Source organism: Paraburkholderia sp. BGA-UO-ETr-F21, from assembly GCF_059567925.1.
The window spans coordinates 109,179-132,590 of record NZ_JCAQOY010000008.1 but is presented as its reverse complement, the minus strand read 5'-3'; the positions used below and the strand labels follow the sequence as shown (position 1 = coordinate 132,590).

The window sequence follows — 23,412 nt, the reverse complement described above, 5'->3', positions numbered from 1 at the left end:
AGTAACCGGTTAGGCGGAGTGGCGGTTCAGGTGGAAACCATTATAGCGGCGTGCTTCATGTACCGGTCCGCCGGACACCCCTGGCCATTCGGCCAATTGGCAAGCCGCGCGCCGTGACGCATTATTTGCGGCAGGAACCGGCGCGGCGAGGAGTCGAAGAAAGCTATTTACTGCTGGCTGAGCGTGAGGGAAAGCAGGCGCGCGGTGATGTCCACAATCGGAATCACGCGGTTGTAGGCCATGCGGGTCGGTCCGATCACGCCCAAGGTGCCGACAATCTTGCCGTTCACCTCGTAAGGCGCGGTGACCACGCTCATTTCCTCGATCGGCACGAGATTCGACTCGCCGCCAATGAAAATCTGCACGCCCGCCGCGTGACTCGACACGTCGAGCAATTGAAGGAGACTGGTCTTTTGGTCGAACACATCGAACAGCTTGCGCAAGCGCGCCATGTCCGACGAGAGGTCGGCCACTTCGAGCAGGTTGCGCTCGCCGGAAATCAGCACGGTCTCGCCCGTGTCGGCTTCGTCGGTGCTGGCCGTGACGGCGGCGTGCATCAGCGTGGTCATGTCGCCGCGCAGTTCGTCGATTTCTTCGCGCAGGCGGCGGCGCACGTCGTCGAACGAGAGGCCCGCGAAGTGCGCGTTGATGTAGTTGGAGGCTTCGACCAGTTGCGACGGCGAGAAATCGCGCTGGGTCGCCATGATGCGGTTCTGCACATCGCCTTCCGGCGTGACGATGATCAGCAGAATGCGTTTGTCGGACAAACGCATGAACTCGATCTGCTTGAACACGTGGCTGCGCCGCGGCGTGAGCACCACGCCGGCGAACTGCGACAGGTTGGACAGCACGCTCGCCGCAGCAGCGACGACTTTCTGCGGCTCGCCCGCCTTCAGCGTGGTCTTGACGGTACGCATCACGGCTTCTTCGTCCGCGGCGGACTCCACCGTCAGCATGGTGTCCACGAACAGGCGGTAGCCGCGCGGCGTGGGAATGCGGCCCGCGGAAGTGTGCGGGCTGATCACGAGCCCCAGGTCCTCGAGGTCGGACATGACGTTGCGGATGGTGGCGGGGCTCAGTTCGAGGCCCGAATAGCGCGACAACGTGCGCGAGCCGACCGGCTGACCTTCGGCGATGTAGCGCTCGATCAGCGTTTTGAGGAGGGTTTGTGCGCGAGGATCTAGCATGACGGAAAATTTTAGCTCAATGGCACGACTACCGCGAGCGCTAGGGGCGCCCATCCCTGACGAACGCGCCACCGCTTGCCGCTGCGGCACGTTGCCTTCGGTCCGGCACATCATTGGCCGGCGTTCAGTCCGGCGCGTTGCGGAGCACCTTGCGGGCCGCCTTCCGGGCGGCCCGGCTGGCGGCACCCCGCCGCACTTTAACCGGCGCGCATGTCATCAAGGCTTCACCATTCTAACGATAATCGCGAGAGGCGCTGGCGGCCCGCGCGCGCCGGCCCGTCACCGGGTCTGTCTACGGTTCTTTTCAGGCCCTACCTATGGTGTAATGCCGGCATGCAAGTGACCAGCCAGTTCAAGACCGTCGCGCTCGTCGGGCGCAACAATACGCCGGGTATCGCCGAGCCGTTGACCGCGCTCGCCTTGTGCATCGCGAAGCGCGGCTTCGAGGTCGTGTTCGAAGCCGACACCGCTGCCGAGATCGGCGTCACCGACTACCCGGCGCTGCGTCCCGCCGAGATCGGCGCGCGCGCCGACGTGGCCGTGGTGCTGGGCGGCGACGGCACGATGCTCGGCATCGGCCGACAGCTCGCGCCGTACCGCACGCCCTTGATCGGCATCAACCATGGGCGGCTCGGCTTCATTACCGACATTCCGATCTCCGACATGCGCGAGATCGTGCCGCAAATGCTGTCCGGCAATTTCGAGCGCGAAGAACGGGTGTTGCTCGAAGCGCGCATCATGCGCGACGGCAACCCGATCTATCACGCGCTGGCCTTCAACGACGTAGTGGTCAACCGCAGCGGCTTCTCGGGCATGGCGGAACTGCATGTCTCGGTGGACGGCCGCTTCATGTATAACCAGCGCTCGGACGGGCTGATCGTGGCCACGCCCACCGGCTCGACCGCTTACGCACTGTCGTCGCAAGGGCCGATTTTGCATCCGCAGTTGCAGGGCATCGTGCTGGTGCCGATCGCGCCGCACGCGCTGTCGAACCGTCCGATCGTGCTGCCGGACGATTCCAAGGTGAGCATCCAGATCGTCTCGGGCCGCGAAGTGAACGTCAATTTCGACATGCAGTCGTTCACCTCGCTCGAACTGAGCGACACGATCGAAGTGCGCCGCTCGCGTCATACGGTGCCGATGCTGCATCCGGTCGGCTACAGCTACTTCGCCACGCTGCGCAAGAAGCTGCACTGGAACGAATACCCGTCGCACGAAGAAGACCCCAAGCCCTGAGCGGCAAGGACACCCGGAACGCGAACGCCGCCGCTGCCGAACCCTGACTACCCAGCTCACCAGACGACCTCCATGCTTCGCCACCTCTCGATACGCGACTTCGTCATCGTCGCCGCGCTCGATCTCGAATTCGACAGCGGCTTCACTGTTTTCTCCGGAGAAACCGGCGCCGGCAAGTCGATCCTGATCGACGCGCTGGCGCTCGCGCTCGGCGCCCGTGCCGATGCGAACGTCGTGCGCACTGGCGAAAGCCGCGCGGACATCACCGCGGAGTTCGAAACGCATGCGCAGGTCGAGCACTGGCTCGACGAGCAGGCGCTCGGCACAATCGGCGCCGACGGCCATCACGGCAGCACCGTCATGCTGCGGCGCGTGGTGGATGCCAACGGCCGCTCGCGCGCCTTCATCAACGGCACGGCGGCGACGCTCGCGCAGTTGCGCGAGGTCGGCGAAATGCTGGTGGATATTCATGGCCAGCACGCGCACCAGTTGCTGATGCGCCCCGACGCGCAACGCGAACTGTTCGACACCCACGCCGGCCTGTCCGACACGGCGGCCATCGTCACGCGGGCATGGCGCACATGGCGCGAGAAGGTTCAGGCGGTGGAGCATGCGCAAACGCGTGACCGTGAACTGCAACTGGAACGCGAGCGCCTCGCCTGGCAGCTCACCGAACTGGACAAGCTCGCGCCGCAGCCGGGCGAGTGGGAAGAGGTCAACGCCGAGCATCGGCGGCTGTCGCATTCGGCCAATCTGATCGACGGCGTGCAAGGCGCGCTCGGCGCGCTGTCCGAATCGGACGAGGCCATGATCACGCATCTGGCCTCGATCGTGTCGAAGGTGCGCGATCTGGCGGAGATCGATCCGGCCTTGAACGACGTGCTGGCCGCGCTCGAACCGGCCGAAATCCAGTTGCAGGAAGCGGCTTATTCGCTGAGCCATTACGCGCAAAAGCTCGAACTCGACCCGGACCGGCTGGCACAGGTCGAAAAGCGTCTGGATGCATTGCATTCGGCCGCGCGAAAATTCCGTCTGCAGCCGGAAACGCTGCCTGAAGAACACGAGGCGCGTCGCGCGCAACTGGCCGCGCTCGACGCCGCCGCGGACCTCGACAGCCTGCACGCCGCCGAGGCCAAAGCCAAAGAAGACTTCCTGACCGAAGCAAAGAAACTGTCGAAGGCGCGCGCCAAGGCCGGCAAGGCGCTGGGCGCGGCGGTCACCACGGGCATGCAGGAACTGTCGATGAAAGGCGGCAGCTTCGAAGTAGCGCTGGTGCCGCTGCCCGAAGGTGGCGCGCATGGGCTCGAACAGGTCGAGTTCCGGGTCGCCGGTCATGCGGGCGTGCCGCTGCGGCCGCTCGCGAAGGTCGCCTCGGGCGGCGAGCTGGCGCGTATCAGCCTCGCGTTAGCGGTAATCGCGAGCGCCGCCAGCCCGACACCCACGCTGATTTTCGACGAAGTGGATACCGGCATCGGCGGCGGCGTCGCCGAAGTGGTCGGGCGGCTTCTGCATCAGCTCGGCCAGCAGCGCCAGGTGCTGTGCGTCACGCATTTGCCGCAAGTCGCCGCGCGCGGCGACCACCATTTCCAGGTGGCCAAAGCGGGCAATGGCAAAGGCGGCACGGTCAGCAGCGTGACTTCGCTCGACAAGGCGAACCGCATCGAAGAAGTGGCACGGATGCTCGGCGGCCTGGAGATCACCCCGACCACCCGCAAGCACGCGAAGGAAATGCTGGCAGCCTAATTGCTGATCAGCCGGGGGGCATCCCCCCGTCGCCGCGAGCCGATCAATCCGCGCGCCCTCACCCGAACACGCGCTTCCACAACCCAAGCACGGCTTCCCGCTCGTTGGCCACCAGCGCGGGCTCGACGCGCGCCTTTTCCATGCCGTCCAGCCGCAGCTTATGTTGCAATTTGCGGTAAGTGCGATAGGCCGCGCCGACCGTCTCGGCTTCCGCCTCGCTCATCAGGCCGAAGCGCGACACTTCCCGCAGCAGCGCAATGTTGCCGGTATTGCGGATCAGCTCGGGGTCGCTTGCCGCGTGCAGCAAGACCCAGTACTGCACGGTGAATTCGATATCCACCATCCCGCCGCGGTCGTGCTTCAGATCGAACAGCGCCGTATGGTTCGGATGCCCCGCCCCGACGCGCTCGCGCATCTCGACGATCTCCTTCGCGAGCGGTGCCGCTTCGCGCGGCGTGGTCAGCACCTGTTCGCGGATAGCCTCGAATTTCGCGCCGATCTCGGCGTCGCCCGCGCAATAACGGGCGCGGCTTAATGCCTGGTGTTCCCATACCCACGCCGTATTGGCCGCGTCGCCCTCGCGCAGCTGGTAGCGGCGGAAGGCATCCAGATCGGTGACGAGCAGGCCCGACTCGCCGTTCGGCCGCAACCGCAAGTCGACGTCGAACAGCGTACCCGCGCCGGTCGCGGTCGTGAGCCAGGTGATGAGGCGCCGGGTGTAGGTGGAGTAGACGTCGGCTGCGACGTCGTCGGTGTCGTCGTAGAGGAAGATCACGTCCAGGTCGGATGCATAACCCAACTCCTTGCCGCCCAGCTTGCCGTACGCGATCACCGCGAAACGCGGCACTTCGCGATGGCGCTTCGGCAACTGCTTCCAGACCGCTTCGAGCGTGACGTCGAGCACGGCGTCGGCGAGTTCGGACAGCCGGTCGCTCACATGCTCGACACTCAGCTTGCCGGCCAGATCGATCAGCAGAATGCGGAACACCTCGGCCTGGTGCGCGTGGCGCAGCAGATCCATCTGCTGTTCCACGCCGTCGGCGGCGGCCAGACGCAGGCGCAAGGTGCGCTTGAATTCGGGCCAGTCGAACGGACTATCCATCGCTTCGTCGTCGAGCAACTCGTCGAGCAATTGCGGATGGCGGATCAGATAACCGGCCGCCCAGCGCGATCCGCCGAGCACTGACAGCACGCGGTGCAGTGCCTGCGGATATTCGGTCAGCAGCGCGAGATACGCGCCGCGCCGGCTGACCGCTTCCAGCAGGTCGAAGAAGCGCGCCACCGTATCGCCGCGCCGCGCGGCAGGCTCCAGCGTGCGCGCGGCTTCGAGCGCGCGTTGCGCGACGATGTCGAAGCGTTGCCGGCTGCGCTCGGCCAGCCCCGCGTAACGCGACGACTGCCATACCGCGCGCAGCCGCGCGAGCAGTTCGCCCGGCTCGGCCACGCCGAGTTCGATCAGGCGCGCCTGCAGGACTTCGTCGGCGCTGTCGTCGGCGAGTGCGCTGCTCCAGACCCATGCGGCAGCGCCGTCTTCGGGTGCGCCGCAGCCGTCGCGACCGTTCACCTTGTCGGCGAAAATCTGATCGAACTGCTGTTCGACGAACTCGCGATGCTCATCGAGCTTCGCCATCAGCGCGGCGTAATCGTCGCAGCCCATGGCGCGGGCGAGCGCCGCGCGTTCCTCTGGCGCGACCGGCATGGCATGGGTTTGCGCGTCGTTGCGGTATTGCAGACGGTGTTCAAGTTCGCGGAGGAAACGATAAGCCTGCGAGAGCTTCACGCAGACCGACGTATCGATCAGCCCGTGCGTCGCCGCATGACGCAGCACGGCGAGGGTCGGCCGCACGCGAAATCCCGCGTCCTGACCGCCACGGATCAACTGGAATACCTGCGCGCTGAATTCGATTTCGCGGATGCCGCCGCGCCCGAGCTTGATGTCGTCGGCCTTGTCGGGCCGCATGGACGCGCGACGCTGCGCCTCCTGGCGAATCTGCAGATGCAACGCGCGAATCGCGCTGATCACGCCGAAATCGAGATAGCGGCGGTAGACAAACGGCGTGACGATCGCGTCGAGCTGTTTCTGTAGCCGCTGCGCCGCGTCGCTCGTACTTTCGGACACGAGACGGCCCTTGATCCACGCGTAGCGCTCCCACTCGCGGCCCTGCACGTAGAAATACTCTTCGAGCATGCCGAGGCTGCATACGAGCGGCCCCGAATCGCCGTTCGGCCGCAGCCGCATATCGACCCGGAACACGTAGCCGTCGGCGGTGACTTCGGCGAGGGCGCCGATCAGGCGTTTGCCGAGGCGTGTGAAAAAGTCCTGGGTGGCGATCGAAGAACGCTGCCCGCCCGCGGTCTCGCCGTCCTCTTCATAAATGAAGATCAAGTCGATATCCGACGATACGTTCAGTTCGCGGCCACCGAGCTTGCCCATGCCTACCACGCCGAGCGCGAGCCGCTCGCCGTGCGGTCCGCGTGGCTCGCCGTACAGCGCTTCGAGTTCGGCGGACAGGACGGCGAGAGCGCGCTGGATCGTCGTCTCGGCCAGATCGGTCATCGTGCCCGTGACTTCGGCGACATCCGCCGCGCCGGCGAGATCACGCTCCATCACGGCGCAAAACACCTCGGTGCGCAACTGGCGCAGCGCCCGTTTGAGTGCATCCTCATTCAATGGCGCACCGGTCGCGCCGGCTGCCTCGGCGCACAACGCGTCGAAACGGGCATCGATACGGTCTCGGGTCAGCGGCAAGGAAGCGAGCGCCGCCACCTGCGCGACGAGTTGGGGGCGGGCCGCCGCGGCGCGCGCCGCGTAGTGTGAATAGCTGGAACTCAGGAGAGTGGCGTCTGTCATCAAGGGTCTGGCTCGCTCGTTGCTTGATCAGCTTGGTTCAATTCGCAGCAGCACACGGCGCGACAGCCTCGCGCAGGTCGCGAGACGGCGCGCAGACAGGGTTTGCAGGAAGTCCGCCCACGCTATTCCGTGTGTTACATTTCGTCGTTAATTCGCAAAACTACCATACGCCCACCCGCCGCAGCATGTCCGAGCGAAACGAATCCGCCGACCCTCACGAAACCGGGCAGGTCCGGCCTGTGAGCGGAAGCGACCACATCGTGCTGCGTCGGACCTTTCACGTGGTCCTCGCGATCGCGCTCGTCCTCTACTTCGTTGCCACGGGTCTGTTTCTCGCATTGCGCTATGTGGTGCTGCCGCGCGCCGACTCGTTCCGCCCGCGCATCGAGGCGATCGTTTCAGAAAAGCTCCATGCGCAGTTCACCATCGGCAAGCTCGCGCCATATTGGAGCGGCTTCCAGCCGGGCCTCGACGTTACCAACCTCGTGATCCGCGATCACGAAGGCAAAACCGCGCTGACGATTCCGCACGCCACCGCCACGCTCTCGTGGAAATCGCTCTGGCAGTTTCATCCGGCGCTCTCCAGCCTGATCGTCGATCAGCCGGACGTGCTGGTGTCGCGCAGCAGCGACGGCGTGCTCTCGGTGGCGGGCGTGCCGGTGCCGACGCGCCACAGCGGCAACGATGTCCTGTCCACCTGGCTGTTGCGTCAACAGGCGATCGTGGTGCGCGGCGGCGTGCTGCGCTGGCGCGATGCGCAGCGTGACGCACCCGAGCTTGCCCTGCGCGATATCCGGATCGCGATTCTCAACGACGGCTACGATCACCGGCTGGCGCTACAGGCGCCCGCCGAAGGGCATGTCCTGCACGGTCCGCTCGATTTCCGCACCCATTTCAGACACGCGCCGCTCTCGGCAATCGGCAAGCCGATCAACTGGACGGGCCAGGTGTACGTCTCGACCGGCCCGGTCGATCTGCCGACGCTCGCGCGTTACGTCAATTCGCCGTTCGAGATGTATGCCGGCCGGATCGACAACGCGATCTGGATCGACTTCGCCGAAGGCCGCATGAAGTCGGCCGGCGGACAGCTCGCCGGCGCCGACGTCGCCATGCGGGTACGTCCGACCCAACCGAAGCTGCTAGTGCCGGTGGCCAACTTTTCGTGGCGCCTCGAGGCCGAACAGGGCGACTACAGGTTGAAACTGAGCCAGCTGCACGCCGAACTCGGCCAGCCGCCGCTCGACGACGGCACGCCGCTCACGCGCATGCTCGCGTTCGACACGCTGAACGGACGCTTCCGGACTGCCTCGCAGCAGCATGGACAACTCGTCAGCGTGAGCGGCGATCGCGTCGACCTAGGCGTCCTCGCCGAATTCAGCCGTGCGTTGCCGCTGCCGGGGCGCCTCCTGAACAATCTGGTGCGCTACAACCCACGCGGTCTGGTGGCCAACTATCTGATCGAAGTCGAGCGCGGCAAGCCAGAGTCCGGCGAAGCGGGTAGCGACCATCGCCCGAGCGGCGCCGAGCCGATCGAGCGTTATCGCTTCAAGGGCGATCTGCAAGGCATCAGCGTCGCCGCGCAGGAACCGCCGCCGGGGCTCACGCCGCTGAATCACCCGCGCGCGGGGATCCCCGGTATCGAGAATCTGTGGGGCAGCGTGGACGCCGACGAAAACCACGGCACCGCCCTGCTCGACACCTCCAACGTCGCCATTACGCTGCCGGGCGTGTTCGACGACCCACGACTGAAGCTCGATCGCCTGCACGGCCGCGCCGACTGGACGATTACGCCGAAAGCGCCGGGCGAGAACCGCCCTGCGTTCACCGTGAAGCTGGCCGATTTCGGCGTCTCGAACGCCGACGTCGCAGCCACCGCCAGCGCCGACTACAGCAACCCGGGCCACGGGCGAGGCTCGCTCGATCTGAAAGCCGACTTCCAGCGCGCGAAGGTGACGCGCATCACCCGCTATCTGCCGACCAGCATCAGCGAAAAGCTGCGCATCTATCTGGGCCACGGTTTGCAGGCCGGCATGTCGCACGGCGCGACGATCGAGGTGCACGGCGATCTCACCAAGTTCCCCTATTCGCGCGACCCGAGCGCCGGGCAGTTCCATATCGTGGCGCCGTTCAAGGGCGGCAAGTTCGATCCGACGCCCTACCCGCCGCGCAAGATGAAGAACGGCACGCCGAACGTGTGGCCGGCGCTCGACGGCATCGACGGCGTGTTCGAGCTCAAGCAGAACGTGATGCGCTTCGACATTGACCGGGCGCATTACAAGCAGGTCGCGCTCACCGGCGTCAACGGCCGGATCGACGACCTCGGCACCAAGGCGTCGAGCCTCGTCATCAAAGGCGATGGCCATGGTCCGCTCGCCGACATGCTCGACTATGTGAACGCCAGCTCGCTCGGCATCATGGCGAAGCACGAGACCGAGAAGGTGCGCGCGGAAGGGCCCGCGTCGCTCGCGCTCAAACTGACGGTGCCGCGCACGCCCAAGCCGCATATCGCCGTGGAAGGCGCGGTCGGCTTCCAGAACAACCGCCTGAGCGTCGAGAACGTGCCGCCGCTGTCGCAACTGAAGGGCAAGGTACATTTCACCGAGCACACGGCGCAAGTGGACCGGCTCTCCGGGCAATTCCTCGGCGGCGATATGCATGCCAATGGCGGTCTGAAGCAGGACGGCACGTATGCGCTCGACCTCGGCGGCCATATCGCCGTCGACGCGGCACGCGGACTCAACCTGCATGGCCCGACCGCGCAGGTGCTGACGCGCATGAGCGGCAGCGCGCCGTACGCGCTCAACGTGCGCGGCGCCAAGGGACGTTTGCCCGAAGTAACGGCGAACTCCGATCTGACCGGCCTCGCGCTCGACTTCCCCGCACCGTTCAACAAGCCCGTCGGCACGCCGATGCCGCTGCGCTTCGCCGTCGGCCCGTCCACCACGCCGGGCGAAACGGAACTGGAGCGCGCCGATCTCACCTTCGGCCCGATCGCCGCCGCCTATCTGCTGCGCTATCAGCCGAAAACGCCGCCCACGGTCGTGCGCGGCGCGGTGGGCGTGAACAGACCCGCCGACCTGCCGTCCGAAGGCGTGATCGCCGCCGTCGACCTGGACGCATTCGACGCGGACGCGTGGCGCGCGCTGGTCACGCAATTACGCAGTAAAGATGCGCCCGCGCCCGCCACCGCGACACCGCCCGCGCCGAATCCGGTTGTCGCGCAATTCCTGCCGAGCCGCTTTGCGGTGCACATCGACACGCTGACGCTGCTCAAGCGTCACTGGGACAGCGTGATCGTGGGCGCGTCGCATGCGGATCGCACGTGGCAGGCGAACATCGCCTCGAATCAGGTGTCCGGCCACGTGTCCTGGCTGCCTGGCCCGACCAAAGACTCGCCCGGCACGCTGCAGGCGCGCTTTGCCCGCGTGGTGATTCCGTCGGCCACCGACAAGGATCTGCTCGGCCAGGCAATTTCGGCGCCCGCGCAGAACATGCCGTCCATCGACCTGGTGGTCAACGAATTGATCGTGCGCGACCACAACATTGGCCGTCTCGAAGTCGACGCGCACAACTTCGACGAAGACGGCGTGCCGGTCTGGCAACTCGACAAGCTCGACATCACCAACCCCGCCGCCACGCTGACCGCCACCGCCAACTGGCGGACCTCGACCGAGCTCGGCAGCAGCGCCGACGAAGCCACGCCGCGCCGCACCGTGTTCGATTTCAAGCTGGACATCAAGGACGCCGGCGCGCTGCTGGAACGCTTCGGCCAGCCGCGCACGCTCAAGGCGGGCAGCGGCTCGCTCTCGGGCAAGATGATGTGGCAAGGCGGCCCGGCCAGGATCGACTATCCGACCTTCAACGGCAATCTGGCCGTCGATCTGCGCCACGGCCAGATCCTCAAGGTCGATCCGGGCGTCGCCAAGCTGCTGGGCGTGCTCAGCCTGCAAAGTCTCGCGCGCTTCGCCACCCTGAACTTTCGCGACGTGATCGGCGAAGGCCTGCCGTTCGAGCACGTCACCGGCACGGCGCAGATTCACAACGGCATTGGCCGCACCGAGAACTTCGAGATGGTCACCGCCCCGGCGCGCGTCGAGATGAAGGGTTCGGTCGATCTCGCCCAGGAGACCCAGGATCTGCACGTTCAGGTCGTGCCGACGGTCAGCGCCGGCGCTGCCGTGATCGCCGCGACGGTCATCAATCCGCTGCTCGGGCTGGGCGCGCTGGTGGCCGATCTGGCGTTCACCCAGTCGGTCTCGCACGCCTTCGCCCGCGAGTATGCGATCACCGGTTCGTGGTCGAAACCGCACGTCGAGCGGGTGAAGAGCGATCGCGGTAAGATGGACGCTCCGGCTTCGACCGTGGAAGCGCACTGAACCTGTCTCCGACCCTTTGCCCGGTCAGACAGGCGCCGTACGGCACGATCGGTCCCAGCCAGCCTTGAACGACGTATGCGGCGCAAGCGGTTCGCGCCGCCGCCTTGCCGGGAGTTTTCCGAAACGCTCATGAGCGAAACACACGTCTCTTCAACCGTCTCCAGCGGTTCCCTGGAAAGCGCCTTCCGGGTCGCCGCGCTGCAAATGGTGAGCACCCCGGATCGCGATCGTAATCTCGCCGAAGCCGGGCGCCTGATCGCCGAGGCCGCCGCCGGCGGCGCGCAACTCGTCCTGTTGCCTGAGTACTTCTGCTTCATGGGTTTCAAGGACACGGACAAGCTCGCCGTGCGCGAACCCTATCAGGACGGCCCGATCCAGCGCTTTCTCGCCGACGCCGCGCGCCGCCACCAGGTCTGGGTGATCGGCGGCACGCTGCCGTTGATGTCGCCAGAAGCGTCGCGCGTGCTGAACACCACGCTGGTGTTCGATCCGCAAGGTAACGAGGCCGCGCGCTACGACAAGATTCACCTGTTCAACTTCGAAAAGGGCGAGGAATCGTTCGACGAAGCGCGCACCATCTGCCCGGGCGGCGAAGTCCGCAGCTTCGAAGCGCCGTTCGGCCGCGTCGGCCTGTCGGTCTGCTACGATTTGCGCTTTCCGGAGCTGTACCGGCGCATGGGCGACTGCGCGCTGATCGTGGTGCCGTCGGCGTTCACATACACGACCGGCCGCGCGCATTGGGAAATGCTGCTGCGCGCCCGGGCGGTCGAAAACCAGTGCTATGTGCTGGCCGCGGCGCAAGGCGGCAAACATGAAAATGGCCGCCGTACCTGGGGCCACAGCATGCTGATCGACCCGTGGGGCGAAATCGTCGCGGTGCGCGACGAAGGCGCAGGCGTGGTCGCCGGCAATCTCGAGCGTGCGCGTATCGACGAAGTGCGACAGAGTCTGCCCGCCTGGCGTCATCGCGTACTCAGTTGACTGAGTTGACTCCCCTGACCACATTGATCAACCCACTCGTGTGACATTGAAAGTGCGGCGCCCTGGACTCATCTGGTGAGTGACAGACGCGCTAACCGAATCCTTCGTATCGAGCAGAACATACTTCGCATGAACATCATCGAACCCGGTATCCGTAATCTCGCCACCGCCAAGGACATTCTCCTGACGCCCTACGGTCTCGACGAAGCCCTGCTCACCCGCACGCTCGCCGAAATCTTCACGCACAAGATCGACTACGCCGACCTGTATTTCCAGTACACGCGCAGCGAAGCGTGGAGTCTCGAAGAAGGCATCGTGAAGTCCGGCAGCTTCAGCATCGACCAGGGCGTCGGCGTGCGCGCCGTGTCGGGCGACCGCACGGCTTTCGCCTATTCGGACGACCTGTCGCCCGAAGCGATCCGCCAGGCGGCGCTCGCCACCCGCTCGATCGCCAAGGCAGGCGGCGGCAAGCAGAAGATCAAGGTGGCCTCGTCGCTGACCGGCATCGCCGGGCGCGATCTGTATCTGCCGGCCGATCCGCTGCATTCGCTCGACGCCACCGCCAAGGTCAAGCTGCTCGAGCGCATCGAAAAGATGGCGCGCGGCCGCGATCCGCGCATCCAGCAGGTCATGGCCGGCCTCGCCGGTGAATACGACGTGGTGCTAGTCGCACGCAGCGACGGCGGCTTCGCGGCCGACATCCGGCCGCTCGTGCGCGTGTCGGTCACGGTGATCGCCGAGCAGAACGGCCGCCGCGAAATCGGCAGCGGCGGCGGCGGTGGCCGCTTCGACTACGGCTATTTCACCGACGACGTACTGTCGGGCTACGTCGACGACGCTGTGCATGCGGCGCTGGTCAACCTCGACGCGCGTCCGGCGCCGGCTGGCGCGATGACTGTCGTACTCGGACCGGGCTGGCCCGGCGTGCTGCTGCACGAAGCGATCGGCCACGGTCTCGAAGGCGACTTCAACCGCAAAGGTTCGTCGGCATTCGCGGGGCGCATCGGCGAGCAGGTCGCCGCCAAGGGCGTGACCGTGGTGGACGACGGCACGCTGCCGAACCGCCGCGGCTCGCTCAATATCGACGACGAAGGCAATCCGACCCAGTGCACCACACTGATCGAAGACGGCATTCTGAAGGGCTATATCCAGGACACGCTGAACGCGCGTCTGATGAAAATGCCGGTTACGGGCAACGCGCGCCGTGAGTCGTACGCGGCGCTGCCCATGCCGCGCATGACCAACACGTACATGCTCAACGGCGACAAGGACCCGCAGGAAATCCTCGCTTCCGTGAAGAACGGGCTGTATGCGGTGAACTTCGGCGGCGGCCAGGTCGACATCACGAACGGCAAGTTCGTGTTCTCGGCGTCCGAGGCGTACATGATCGAAAACGGCAAGGTCACGTACCCGGTGAAGGGCGCGACGCTGATCGGCAGCGGCCCGGAATCGCTCAAATACGTGACCATGATCGGCAACGACATGAAGCTCGATTCGGGCGTCGGCGTGTGCGGCAAGGAAGGCCAAAGCGTTCCGGTGGGCGTCGGCCAGCCCACGCTGCGCATCGAGAAGATGACGGTCGGCGGTACTGCCTGATTTCGCAGCAAACGCATACTTCGTGCATGCATTGCGCGAAGTATGCGGATTTCCCGCATTTTTACGCCCCGCGGCTTGCAAGCGCAGCCTGCCCGGGTTATAAAGTCACTCACCCTTTTTGACCTGCGACCTCATTCGTCATGTCCGCCAAGTTTTATTTTTACTTTTTTTGGCATCTCAGACCGCTGGCGGATCGAGAGGGGTGTTAGTGCACGCAGAACACCGAGAATTCCCGAAAAACCGCCAGCCAGCCTGGCGGTTTTTTTTTCGCCTCATGTCTTTGAAACTTTATTTTTGACGATTGTCCGCTCTGGCATCGCTGCTTCATCGCAATCCTGACTGCCCGCGCGAACACGCTACGAACCGATTGGAGAACACCATGCCCCCGCACAATACCGACGATGTCCGCATCCGCGAATTGAAAGAACTCACGCCGCCCGCTCACCTGATCCGCGAATTCGCCTGCGACGAAACGGTGTCCGACGTGATCTACAACTCGCGCACCGCGATGCATCGCATTCTGCACGGCATGGAAGATCGCCTGATCGTCATCATCGGACCGTGTTCGATTCACGATACGAAGGCCGCGATGGAGTACGCGGGGCGGCTGGTCGAGCAGCGCAAGCGCTTTGCCGGGGAACTTGAAATCGTGATGCGCGTGTACTTCGAGAAGCCGCGCACGACGGTGGGCTGGAAGGGTCTCATCAACGACCCGCACATGGACAACAGCTTCAAGATCAACGACGGCCTGCGCACCGCGCGCGAGTTGCTGTTGCGCATCAACGAACTCGGCCTGCCGGCCGGCACCGAATACCTCGACATGATCAGCCCGCAGTACATCGCCGACCTGATCTCGTGGGGTGCGATCGGCGCGCGCACCACGGAATCGCAAGTGCACCGCGAACTGGCTTCGGGCCTGTCGTGCCCGGTCGGCTTCAAGAACGGCACGGACGGCAACGTCAAGATTGCCGTTGACGCGATCAAGGCCGCCTCCCAGCCGCACCATTTCCTGTCGGTCACCAAGGGCGGCCACTCGGCGATCGTCTCGACCGCGGGCAATGAGGACTGCCACATCATCCTGCGTGGCGGCAAGACGCCGAACTACGACGCGGACAGTGTCAACGCCGCGTGCGCGGACATCGGCAAGGCGGGTCTCGCCGCGCGTCTGATGATCGACGCGAGCCACGCGAACAGTTCGAAGAAGCACGAGAATCAGATTCCGGTGTGCGCGGATATCGGCCGCCAGATTGCTTCGGGTGACGAACGGATTGTCGGCGTGATGGTGGAATCGCACCTGGTGGCAGGCCGCCAGGATCTGCAGGAAGGCTGCGCGCTGACGTACGGCCAGAGCATTACCGACGCGTGCATCGGTTGGGACGAAAGCGTCGCCGTGCTGGAGGGCCTCGCCGACGCAGTGAAGCAACGTCGTGTGGCGCGGGGCAGCGGCAACTGAACCGACACTGATTGCAGCAGCGGATGCACGGAAAAACCCGGCTCGATGGTGAGCCGGGTTTTTTGTTAGCCGAACGGACGAATGGTGTTCCCTTAAACGCCTCTGTACCGTAACAACCTATGGCCGGGTCCAATGCGACTTGACCGGGATGAAGGTTACGTATAAGATTTTGTACATGAAAGGCGGCTATGGAGCAGGAAAAAGAAATTCGCTGGCTAGGCTCCAGCTATAGCGATTTACTCGCTTTTCCCGAGGAAATGCGTCGTCGAGCGGGGTTTCAACTCGGCAAGATTCAAGCAGGCCTCGACCCTGACGACTGGAAGCCGTTTGACTCGATCGGCCCCGGAACGCGCGAGATTCGCATCAGGGAAGCAGACGGCATTTATCGCGTCATGTACGTGACCAAGTTCGTGGAAGCACTGTACGCGCTGCATTGCTTCCAGAAGAAAAGCCAGAAGCTGGGTCCGCGCGACAGGAAGATTGCTGAAACGCGGTATCGCGCAATCAGGGCACACCACCTCTGGTCACACCACCATTAACAATAGGAAAACTAACAATGACGATCGACACCAAAATTCGTCACGTAAGCAGGCCCGGCGCCAATCTGTTCCTCGAGCTCGGCTTTTCCGCTGAAGAGGCGAAGCGGCTGCACGCGGCGTCGCAGAAACAGATCAACGACACGCGGCTGCTCAAGGAGCAGCTCATGACAGAACTGTCCACGTGGATCGAACAGCATCATCTGAAACAGGCCGAGGCGGCCGAGATCCTGATGGTGTCGCGCCCGCGCGTGTCCGACGTGGTCAACAAGAAGACCACCAAGTTCACTATCGATACGCTGGTGGAAATGATGAGCCGGATCGGCAAGCCGGTCACGCTCGCGGTCGGCTAACGTGTATGGATCGCCAATGCGAATGGTGTTGCATGCGCCATCGCGCTGTCATACACCTATCGCCGCGGTTCGGCTCTAGCTCGCGCCGCGCTCGTGTTGCCACAGCACGTCAGTGCCGCCGTCCGCACGGTTGAGCACGCGCGCAAGCACGAACAATAGATCCGACAGCCGGTTCACATACTGGCGCGGCGCGGCGTTGATGGTCTCGTATTCCCCCAACGCAACTATCGCCCGTTCGGCACGCCGGCATACGGTGCGGCACACATGCGCGAGCGAAGCCGCGCGCGAGCCGCCGGGCAGAATGAACTCCTTCAGCGGCGGCAAGTCGGCGTTGTAGTCCGCAAGCCAGTCGTCGAGTTGGGCGAGATGCCCGTCGGTAATCATCGTATAGCCGGGAATGCATAGCTCGCCGCCAAGGTCGAACAGGTCATGCTGAATCGCGACCAGCGCCGCACGAACCTTGTCCGGTAAGGTTTCACACAGCAGTACGCCGAGGTTGGAGTTGAGTTCGTCCACGTCGCCGATCGCGGCGATCCGTGCGCTGTCTTTGCGCACACGGGTGCCGTCGCCGAGACCCGTAGTGCCGTCGTCGCCCGTTCGGGTAGCGATCTTGCTCAAGCGGTTGCCCATCATATCTCCCATGCATTCAGTGACGATGCGCGGCCCCATGCATCCCAACGCGGCTCATCGGGCACCGCGTTTATCCATATTGCGCGCATCGTGAAGTCGCCGCCATTATAGAAGCGCCCGCCTGCTCCAACGCCGGCCCGTGGACGATCGGCGTAAAATGAAACAGATGCTGCAAACCAGCATTGCCCCACCTATCAGGAGACATGCGTGAATCATCCCGTGCCGCCGGCCCCGCTGCGCCGGCCGTTTCCCGCCGAGTTGCTGAGCGCGCTCAAAGCCGCGTTCTCCGACCGCGTGTCCGTATCCGAAGCCGTGCGCGCGCATCACGGCCGCGACGAGTCGCCGTTCGATCCCCAACTGCCTGACGCCGTCGTGTTCGCCCGCACCACCGAAGACGTACAAAACGTCGTCAGACTGTGCGGCCAGTACAACGTCCCGATCATCCCTTACGGTAACGGCTCTTCGCTGGAAGGGCATTTGCTCGCGGTACAGGGCGGCGTATCGATCGATCTGTCTGAAATGAACCGGGTGTTGTCAATCAACGCCGAAGACCTGACGGTCACCGTCGAGCCCGGCATCTCGCGCAAGCAGTTGAACGAGGCATTGCGCGATACGGGCCTGTTCTTCCCGATCGACCCGGGCGCGGACGCGAGCATTGGCGGTATGTCGGCCACGCGCGCGTCCGGCACTAACGCCGTACGCTACGGCACGATGCGCGAGAACGTGCTCGGGCTGACCGTGGTTCTGGCCGATGGCCGCGTGATCAAAACCGGCACCCGCGCCCGCAAGTCGTCCGCGGGTTACGACCTCACGCGTCTGTTCGTCGGCTCGGAAGGCACGCTCGGCGTGATTACGGAAATTACAGTCCGCCTGTATCCGCAACCGGAAGCGGTGTCCGCCGCGGTGTGCGCGTTCCCGTCAATGGGCGACGCGGTCCGCGCGGTCATCGAAACGATCCAGATCGGCGTGCCGATCGCGCGCGTCGAATTCGTCGACTCGCTCGCTATCCGCTCGATCAACCGCCACTCGAATCTCACGCTGCGTGAAGCGCCCACATTATTCTTCGAATTCCATGGGACCGAGGCCGGCGTGAAAGAGCAGGCCGAACTGGTCCAGGACATCGCCGCGCAAAATGCCGGCGAAGGTTTCGAATGGGCCACGCGGCCGGAAGACCGCAGCCGTCTGTGGAACGCGCGCCACAACGCCTATTTCGCCATGCTGCAACTGAAGCCCGGTTGCCGTGCAGTCACGACCGACGTCTGCGTGCCGATCTCGCGCCTCGCGGAATGCGTGGAGGAAACGGAACAGGACCTGAAGGACTCGCCGCTGCCCTGCCCGATCGTCGGCCATGTCGGCGACGGCAACTTCCACGTCGCGATCCTGATCGATCCGAACAAGCCGGAAGAACTGGTCGAAGCCGAGCGCCTTAACCATCGCATCGTGCAACGCGCGCTGCGCATGGACGGCACCTGCACGGGCGAGCATGGCGTCGGCTTGCACAAGATGGGCTTCCTGCTCGAAGAACACGGTGAAGTCGCGGTCGACACCATGCGCTCCATCAAGCATGCGCTCGATCCGCACAATCTGATGAACCCGGGAAAGATCTTCACCTGGGCAGCTTGAGGCGTCTGCAGGCGCGGCTGCATAAGACAAGCAGCCGCGTGGGACTTGAAAGGCACGAGGAGACAAGTCACATGAACGCACCCGCTGAACTGACGGCCGAAGTACTCGCCCAGCGCCAGCGCGAAGTCGTGCAGGCGCTGATGGCCGTATTGCCGACCCATTGTTTGCTGTATCGCGAAGAAGACACCGTCGCCTACGAGTGCGACGGTCTCGCCGCCTACCGGCGTCTACCACTCGCGGTCGCGTTGCCGGAAACGGAATCGCAGGTGCAGCGCATCGTGCAGATCTGCCATCGTCTCGACGTGCCGATCGTGCCGCGCGGTGCCGGCACCGGCCTTTCCGGAGGCGCCATGCCGATCCGTCACGGCGTGGTGGTCTCACTCGCGCGTTTCCGTAAGATCGTGGAAGTCGATTCGTACGCGCGAACCGCCACGGTCCAGCCCGGCGTGCGCAATCTGTCCATCTCCGAGGCCGCCGCGCCTTACGGCTTGTATTACGCGCCCGACCCGTCGTCGCAGATTGCCTGCACGATCGGTGGCAACGTCTCGGAGAATTCCGGCGGCGTTCACTGCCTCAAATACGGCCTGACGGTACACAACGTGCTGCGCGTGCGCGCCGTCACCATGGAGGGCGAAATCGTCGAATTCGGCTCGCTCGCGCCAGATGCGCCCGGCCTGGATTTGCTGGCCGTGCTGATCGGCAGCGAAGGCATGTTTGCGATCGTCACAGAAGTCACCGTCAAGCTGATCCCGAAGCCGCAAACCGCACAGGTCATCATGGCGAGTTTCGACGACGTGGTGAAAGGCGGCGACGCGGTGGCCGGCATCATCGCGGCGGGCATCATCCCGGCGGGTCTGGAAATGATGGACAAGCCGGCCACCCGCGCCGTCGAGGAATTCGTCAACGCGGGCTACGATCTCGACGCGGCGGCGATCCTGCTGTGCGAATCGGACGGCACACCCGAAGAAGTCGCCGACGAAATCGTCCGCATGACCGCGGTCCTGCGCGAACACGGCGCGACGCGCATTCAGATTTCCCGCTCGGAGAACGAACGTCTGCGCTTCTGGTCGGGGCGCAAAAACGCGTTCCCGGCAGCCGGGCGCATTTCGCCCGACTACTACTGCATGGACGGCACCGTACCGCGCCGCAGTATCGGTCCGCTGCTGACGCGCATCGAGGCCATGGAGAAGACTTACAACCTGCGCTGCATCAACGTCTTCCATGCGGGCGACGGCAACATGCATCCGCTGATTCTGTTCAACGGCAACGATCAGGACGAGTGGCACCGGGCCGAAGCATTCGGTTGCGACATCCTCGAAGCGTGCGTGGAACTGGGCGGCACGGTGACCGGCGAGCACGGCGTGGGCATCGAGAAGATCAATTCCATGTGCGTGCAGTTCTCGCCCGAGGAGCGCGACGCGTTCCACGCGGTAAAACGCGCTTTCGACGCACCCGGCCTCCTCAACCCCGACAAAGGCATTCCCACCCGAGCGCGCTGCGCTGAGTACGGCAAGATGCACGTGCGCGGTGGCTTGCTGCCGCATCCGGACTTGCCGCGTTTCTAGCATTACCCCGCCCGCCGACGCATCGCGCATAGCCCGCGCGCGCGCCGCTTTGCCTGCTTTCACCCTGATTACCCGATGCGGGTCCGCTCCTGGTTGCCAGAGCGCCCCCGCCCGGTACAATCAACCGAAACACAACGAAGCAGGACACCATGGAAGAGGACGACATCGTCGCCGGGTGGTCGGAACGTGTGCGTTCGGCCAGCGCCGAAGGGCACGCGTTGCGCATCCGTGGCGGCGGCACCAAAGACTGGTACGGTCAGACGCTGGAAGGTGACATCCTCGACACGCGCGCTTATCGCGGCATCATCGCGTACGACCCGGCGGAGCTGGTCATCACCGCGCGCGCGGGCACGCCCCTGCTGGAGATCGAGGCCACACTCGCCGAGCACCATCAGATGCTCGCTTTCGAACCGCCGCACTTCGGGTCACAGGCCACCTTCGGCGGCTGCATCGCGGCAGGAATCGCGGGTCCGCGTCGGCCCGCGGCCGGCGCCGCGCGCGACTTCGTGCTCGGCGCCGTGATCATGAACGGCCAGGGTCAAAAGCTGCATTTTGGCGGCCAGGTGGTGAAGAATGTCGCCGGCTACGACGTCTCGCGCCTGATGGCAGGCTCGCTCGGCACCCTCGGGCTGATCCTCGAACTGTCGATCAAGGTGCTGCCGTTGCCGCAGGCCGAAGCCACGCTCAAATTCGACATGAACGGCACCGACGCGGTCCGCAAGCTCAACGAATGGGGCGGCCGGCCGCTGCCGATTACCGCGAGTGCCTGGCGTCATGGCACGCTGGCCGTGCGCCTCGCGGGCGCCGAGGCGGCGGTCAAGTCGGCGCGCACATCGCTGGGCGGCGAAGTCGTCGACGCGGTCGAAGCCGAACGCTTCTGGGCAGGACTGCGCGAACAGACCGACTCGTTCTTCGCCGCCATTCCGCCGAAAGCCGCGCTCTGGCGCCTCGCGTTGCCGTCCATTACGGAGCCGCTGCAACTGCCCGGCGCGCAGCTCATGGAATGGGGCGGCGCCCAGCGCTGGTGGATTACGGATACGGACGCGCAAACCGTGCGCATCAGCGCCAAGCAGGCCGGCGGCCACGCCACGATCTTCCGCACCGGCCACGGCTACGACCGCGGCGCGGGCGTATTCACTCCTCTTCCCGCGCCGATGATGAAAATCCATCGCGGCCTGAAAACCGCTTTCGACCCGGCCCGCATCTTCAATCGCGGCCGTCTCTACCCCGACTTCTGAGCGACGCGATGCAAACCAACCTCGCGGACTTCATTCGCAACACGCCGGACGGCGACGAAGCCGAAGGCATTCTGCGCAATTGCGTGCACTGCGGTTTCTGCACGGCCACCTGTCCGACGTATCAGATATTGGGCGACGAACTCGACGGTCCACGTGGACGGATCTACCTGATCAAGCAAATGGTGGAAGGCGCGCCGGTCACGCGTAGCACCCAGGTTCACCTGGACCGTTGCCTGACCTGCCGCAACTGCGAAACGACCTGCCCATCCGGCGTGAAATATGGCCGGCTGGTGGAAATCGGCCGCAAGCTCACCGAAGAAAAAGTCACGCGGCCGCTCGGTCAGCGCCTGACGCGCCGGCTGCTCGCGAGCTTCGTGCCGAACAGCGCGCTGTTCACGCCGACCATGCGCATCGGTCAGCATTTCCGGGCGCTGCTGCCCAAGAAGCTGCGCGACAAGGTGCCGGCGCGCCAGCGTCCACTCGAATGGCCGACCGCGAAACATCCACGCAAGATGCTGCTGCTGGCGGGCTGCGTGCAACCGTCGATGATGCCGAACGTCAACATCGCCACCGCGCGCGTGCTCGACGCACTCGGCGTCGAGACGCTGATCGCGCCGGACGCCGGCTGCTGCGGCGCGATCCGTCTGCATCTGGGCTACAACGACGACGCGCTCGACGACCTGCGCGCGAACATCGACGCATGGTGGCCGTACGTCGAACAGGGCGTGGAGGCGATCGTGATGAATGCGTCCGGGTGCGGCGCGACGGTCAAGGAATACGCGCACCTGTTGCGCCACGATCCGTCGTATGCGGAAAAAGCGCGCCGCGTGGTGGAATTGACGCGCGACATCGCGGAGATCCTGCCTGAGTTCGAAGAACCGCTGGTCTCGGTCACGCGGCGCCGCTCGGTTCATACGGTCGCGTTTCATCCGCCCTGCACGTTGCAACATGGTCAGCAGATACGCGGCAAAGTCGAGCATCTGCTGACCGCGCTGGGTGTCGAAGTGCGCCTGCCCGCTGACAGCCATCTGTGCTGTGGCTCGGCCGGCACCTATTCGCTGACCCAGCCCAAGCTCTCGTATGCGTTGCGGGATCAGAAGCTCGAGCGGCTACAGGCGCAGGAGCCGCAGGTGATCGTATCGGCGAATGTGGGCTGCATTGCGCATCTGCAAAGCGGCACCTCCACGCCGGTCGCGCACTGGATCGAACTGGTCGAGCACATGCTGTCCGTATAATCGGGTAATCGACTTTCGCTGGACTTCCGGATCCGTCATGCCCGATCTGATTCACAACCTCGAAGCGGTGCGGCAGCGCATCGCCATGGCCGCGCACGTGGCCGGACGCGATACGCGCTCGATCCATCTGCTCGCGGTCTCGAAGACTTTCCCCGCCGAAGACGTGCGCGCCGCCTACGCAGCCGGCCAGCGCGCGTTCGGCGAGAACTACGTGCAGGAAGCCATCACCAAGATCGAGGCGCTCGCCGATCTGCGCGCCACGATCGAATGGCATTTCATCGGACCCTTGCAATCGAACAAGACACGGCCCGTCGCCGAGCACTTCGACTGGGTACACTCGGTCGATCGGCTGAAGATCGCGCAGCGGCTCTCCGAGCAACGCCCGGACAACCTGCCGCCGCTGAACGTGTGTCTGCAGGTCAACATCAGCGGCGAGGCGTCGAAGAGCGGCGTGAGCATTCCCGAGGCGGTGGAAGTCGCGCACGCGATCGCTGCCCTGCCGAAGCTGAATTTGCGCGGCCTGATGGCGATTCCCGAACCGGCCGGCGGCATCGACGAGCAACGCGTGCCGCATCGGCAGTTGCGTGAGTTGTTCGAGCGTCTGCGCGACGACGGACTCGAACTCGACACACTGTCCATGGGCATGTCGAGCGATCTCGAGGCCGCCGTGCTGGAAGGCGCGACGATCGTGCGCGTCGGCACTGCCATCTTCGGCGCGCGAGATTACTCTAACTGAGCGCTAGCTGCGCTCTAACTGAGCCTCACGAGCCTCTTCCGGCTGCTGGGCTCTTCACTGCACTTCCTTCGGA

Annotated in this window: 16 protein-coding genes; 13 read left to right on the top strand and 3 right to left on the bottom strand. The window is 64.7% G+C overall.

Annotation, left to right across the window (positions count from 1 at the left end; all coding sequences use genetic code 11):
• Positions 1-167: 167 nt before the first annotated feature.
• A complete protein-coding gene (hrcA, locus tag AC57B1_RS07460) occupies positions 168-1,187 on the bottom strand; it encodes a heat-inducible transcriptional repressor HrcA (RefSeq protein ID WP_091796674.1) in 1,020 nt (339 codons plus the stop codon).
• A gap of 333 nt (positions 1,188-1,520) precedes the next feature.
• Between hrcA and AC57B1_RS07455 the strand changes: the two genes are divergently transcribed.
• Together AC57B1_RS07455 and recN are read left to right on the top strand one after the other, a co-directional pair.
• Positions 1,521-2,423 carry an NAD kinase gene (locus AC57B1_RS07455; RefSeq protein WP_091796675.1) on the top strand — a complete coding sequence of 301 codons (903 nt, stop codon included), beginning with the start codon at positions 1,521-1,523 and terminating at the stop codon, positions 2,421-2,423.
• Positions 2,424-2,495: 72 nt separating this feature from the next.
• Complete coding sequence (gene recN / locus AC57B1_RS07450) at positions 2,496-4,166, top strand: DNA repair protein RecN (protein WP_496417116.1); 1,671 nt, start codon at positions 2,496-2,498, stop codon at positions 4,164-4,166.
• Positions 4,167-4,224: 58 nt separating this feature from the next.
• On the opposite strand, the gene glnE is transcribed toward recN, so the two are convergent.
• The gene (glnE, locus tag AC57B1_RS07445; protein WP_496417115.1) at positions 4,225-7,017 is read right to left on the bottom strand and encodes a bifunctional [glutamate--ammonia ligase]-adenylyl-L-tyrosine phosphorylase/[glutamate--ammonia-ligase] adenylyltransferase; all 2,793 of its coding nucleotides are present in this window, start codon (positions 7,015-7,017) and stop codon (positions 4,225-4,227) included.
• A 185-nt stretch (positions 7,018-7,202) separates the two neighbouring features.
• Between glnE and AC57B1_RS07440 the strand changes: the two genes are divergently transcribed.
• The 6 genes from AC57B1_RS07440 (at position 7,203) to AC57B1_RS07415 (ending at position 16,312) form a co-directional block, all read left to right on the top strand.
• Positions 7,203-11,393 (top strand): YhdP family protein, encoded by a 4,191-nt coding sequence (locus AC57B1_RS07440; protein WP_496417114.1) that lies wholly within the window; start codon positions 7,203-7,205, stop codon positions 11,391-11,393.
• 129 nt (positions 11,394-11,522) lie between these two features.
• Entirely contained in the window at positions 11,523-12,374 is an 852-nt protein-coding gene (locus AC57B1_RS07435; RefSeq protein WP_408350361.1) for a carbon-nitrogen hydrolase family protein, read from the top strand.
• 129 nt (positions 12,375-12,503) lie between these two features.
• Complete coding sequence (tldD, locus tag AC57B1_RS07430; protein ID WP_091796678.1) at positions 12,504-13,970, top strand: metalloprotease TldD; 1,467 nt, start codon at positions 12,504-12,506, stop codon at positions 13,968-13,970.
• A 379-nt stretch (positions 13,971-14,349) separates the two neighbouring features.
• A complete protein-coding gene (gene aroG, locus AC57B1_RS07425; RefSeq protein ID WP_408186804.1) occupies positions 14,350-15,423 on the top strand; it encodes a 3-deoxy-7-phosphoheptulonate synthase AroG in 1,074 nt (357 codons plus the stop codon).
• A 188-nt stretch (positions 15,424-15,611) separates the two neighbouring features.
• On the top strand, positions 15,612-15,962 hold the full coding sequence (locus tag AC57B1_RS07420) for a type II toxin-antitoxin system RelE/ParE family toxin (RefSeq protein WP_496417113.1): 351 nt from the start codon (positions 15,612-15,614) through the stop codon (positions 15,960-15,962).
• Between the two features lie 17 nt (positions 15,963-15,979).
• Positions 15,980-16,312 carry a helix-turn-helix domain-containing protein gene (locus tag AC57B1_RS07415; protein WP_408186806.1) on the top strand — a complete coding sequence of 111 codons (333 nt, stop codon included), beginning with the start codon at positions 15,980-15,982 and terminating at the stop codon, positions 16,310-16,312.
• A gap of 75 nt (positions 16,313-16,387) precedes the next feature.
• Here the strand turns inward: AC57B1_RS07415 and AC57B1_RS07410 are convergent, their stop codons facing one another.
• Positions 16,388-16,942, bottom strand: a complete 555-nt coding sequence (locus AC57B1_RS07410) for a cob(I)yrinic acid a,c-diamide adenosyltransferase (RefSeq protein WP_496417188.1) — start codon at positions 16,940-16,942, stop codon at positions 16,388-16,390.
• 207 nt (positions 16,943-17,149) lie between these two features.
• Between AC57B1_RS07410 and AC57B1_RS07405 the strand changes: the two genes are divergently transcribed.
• From AC57B1_RS07405 to AC57B1_RS07385, 5 genes are all read left to right on the top strand, one after another.
• Positions 17,150-18,565, top strand: a complete 1,416-nt coding sequence (locus AC57B1_RS07405; RefSeq protein ID WP_496417112.1) for an FAD-linked oxidase C-terminal domain-containing protein — start codon at positions 17,150-17,152, stop codon at positions 18,563-18,565.
• Positions 18,566-18,636: 71 nt separating this feature from the next.
• A complete protein-coding gene (locus AC57B1_RS07400) occupies positions 18,637-20,130 on the top strand; it encodes an FAD-linked oxidase C-terminal domain-containing protein (RefSeq protein ID WP_091796683.1) in 1,494 nt (497 codons plus the stop codon).
• A gap of 149 nt (positions 20,131-20,279) precedes the next feature.
• On the top strand, positions 20,280-21,368 hold the full coding sequence (gene glcE, locus AC57B1_RS07395) for a glycolate oxidase subunit GlcE (protein ID WP_091796684.1): 1,089 nt from the start codon (positions 20,280-20,282) through the stop codon (positions 21,366-21,368).
• Between the two features lie 8 nt (positions 21,369-21,376).
• Positions 21,377-22,603 carry a glycolate oxidase subunit GlcF gene (gene glcF, locus AC57B1_RS07390; protein ID WP_496417111.1) on the top strand — a complete coding sequence of 409 codons (1,227 nt, stop codon included), beginning with the start codon at positions 21,377-21,379 and terminating at the stop codon, positions 22,601-22,603.
• 37 nt (positions 22,604-22,640) lie between these two features.
• Entirely contained in the window at positions 22,641-23,339 is a 699-nt protein-coding gene (locus tag AC57B1_RS07385; protein ID WP_091796686.1) for a YggS family pyridoxal phosphate-dependent enzyme, read from the top strand.
• Positions 23,340-23,412: the final 73 nt, after the last annotated feature.

Bases quoted from the DNA above. Each gene is read 5' to 3' on its own strand.
- hrcA (WP_091796674.1), bottom strand. From the start codon at position 1,187: ATGCTAGATCCTCGCGCACAAACCCTCCTCAAAACGCTGATCGAGCGC.
- AC57B1_RS07455 (WP_091796675.1), top strand. From the start codon at position 1,521: ATGCAAGTGACCAGCCAGTTCAAGACCGTCGCGCTCGTCGGGCGCAAC.
- recN (WP_496417116.1), top strand. From the start codon at position 2,496: ATGCTTCGCCACCTCTCGATACGCGACTTCGTCATCGTCGCCGCGCTC.
- glnE (WP_496417115.1), bottom strand. From the start codon at position 7,017: ATGACAGACGCCACTCTCCTGAGTTCCAGCTATTCACACTACGCGGCG.
- AC57B1_RS07440 (WP_496417114.1), top strand. From the start codon at position 7,203: ATGTCCGAGCGAAACGAATCCGCCGACCCTCACGAAACCGGGCAGGTC.
- AC57B1_RS07435 (WP_408350361.1), top strand. From the start codon at position 11,523: ATGAGCGAAACACACGTCTCTTCAACCGTCTCCAGCGGTTCCCTGGAA.
- tldD (WP_091796678.1), top strand. From the start codon at position 12,504: ATGAACATCATCGAACCCGGTATCCGTAATCTCGCCACCGCCAAGGAC.
- aroG (WP_408186804.1), top strand. From the start codon at position 14,350: ATGCCCCCGCACAATACCGACGATGTCCGCATCCGCGAATTGAAAGAA.
- AC57B1_RS07420 (WP_496417113.1), top strand. From the start codon at position 15,612: ATGGAGCAGGAAAAAGAAATTCGCTGGCTAGGCTCCAGCTATAGCGAT.
- AC57B1_RS07415 (WP_408186806.1), top strand. From the start codon at position 15,980: ATGACGATCGACACCAAAATTCGTCACGTAAGCAGGCCCGGCGCCAAT.
- AC57B1_RS07410 (WP_496417188.1), bottom strand. From the start codon at position 16,942: ATGGGCAACCGCTTGAGCAAGATCGCTACCCGAACGGGCGACGACGGC.
- AC57B1_RS07400 (WP_091796683.1), top strand. From the start codon at position 18,637: ATGAACGCACCCGCTGAACTGACGGCCGAAGTACTCGCCCAGCGCCAG.
- glcE (WP_091796684.1), top strand. From the start codon at position 20,280: ATGGAAGAGGACGACATCGTCGCCGGGTGGTCGGAACGTGTGCGTTCG.
- glcF (WP_496417111.1), top strand. From the start codon at position 21,377: ATGCAAACCAACCTCGCGGACTTCATTCGCAACACGCCGGACGGCGAC.
- AC57B1_RS07385 (WP_091796686.1), top strand. From the start codon at position 22,641: ATGCCCGATCTGATTCACAACCTCGAAGCGGTGCGGCAGCGCATCGCC.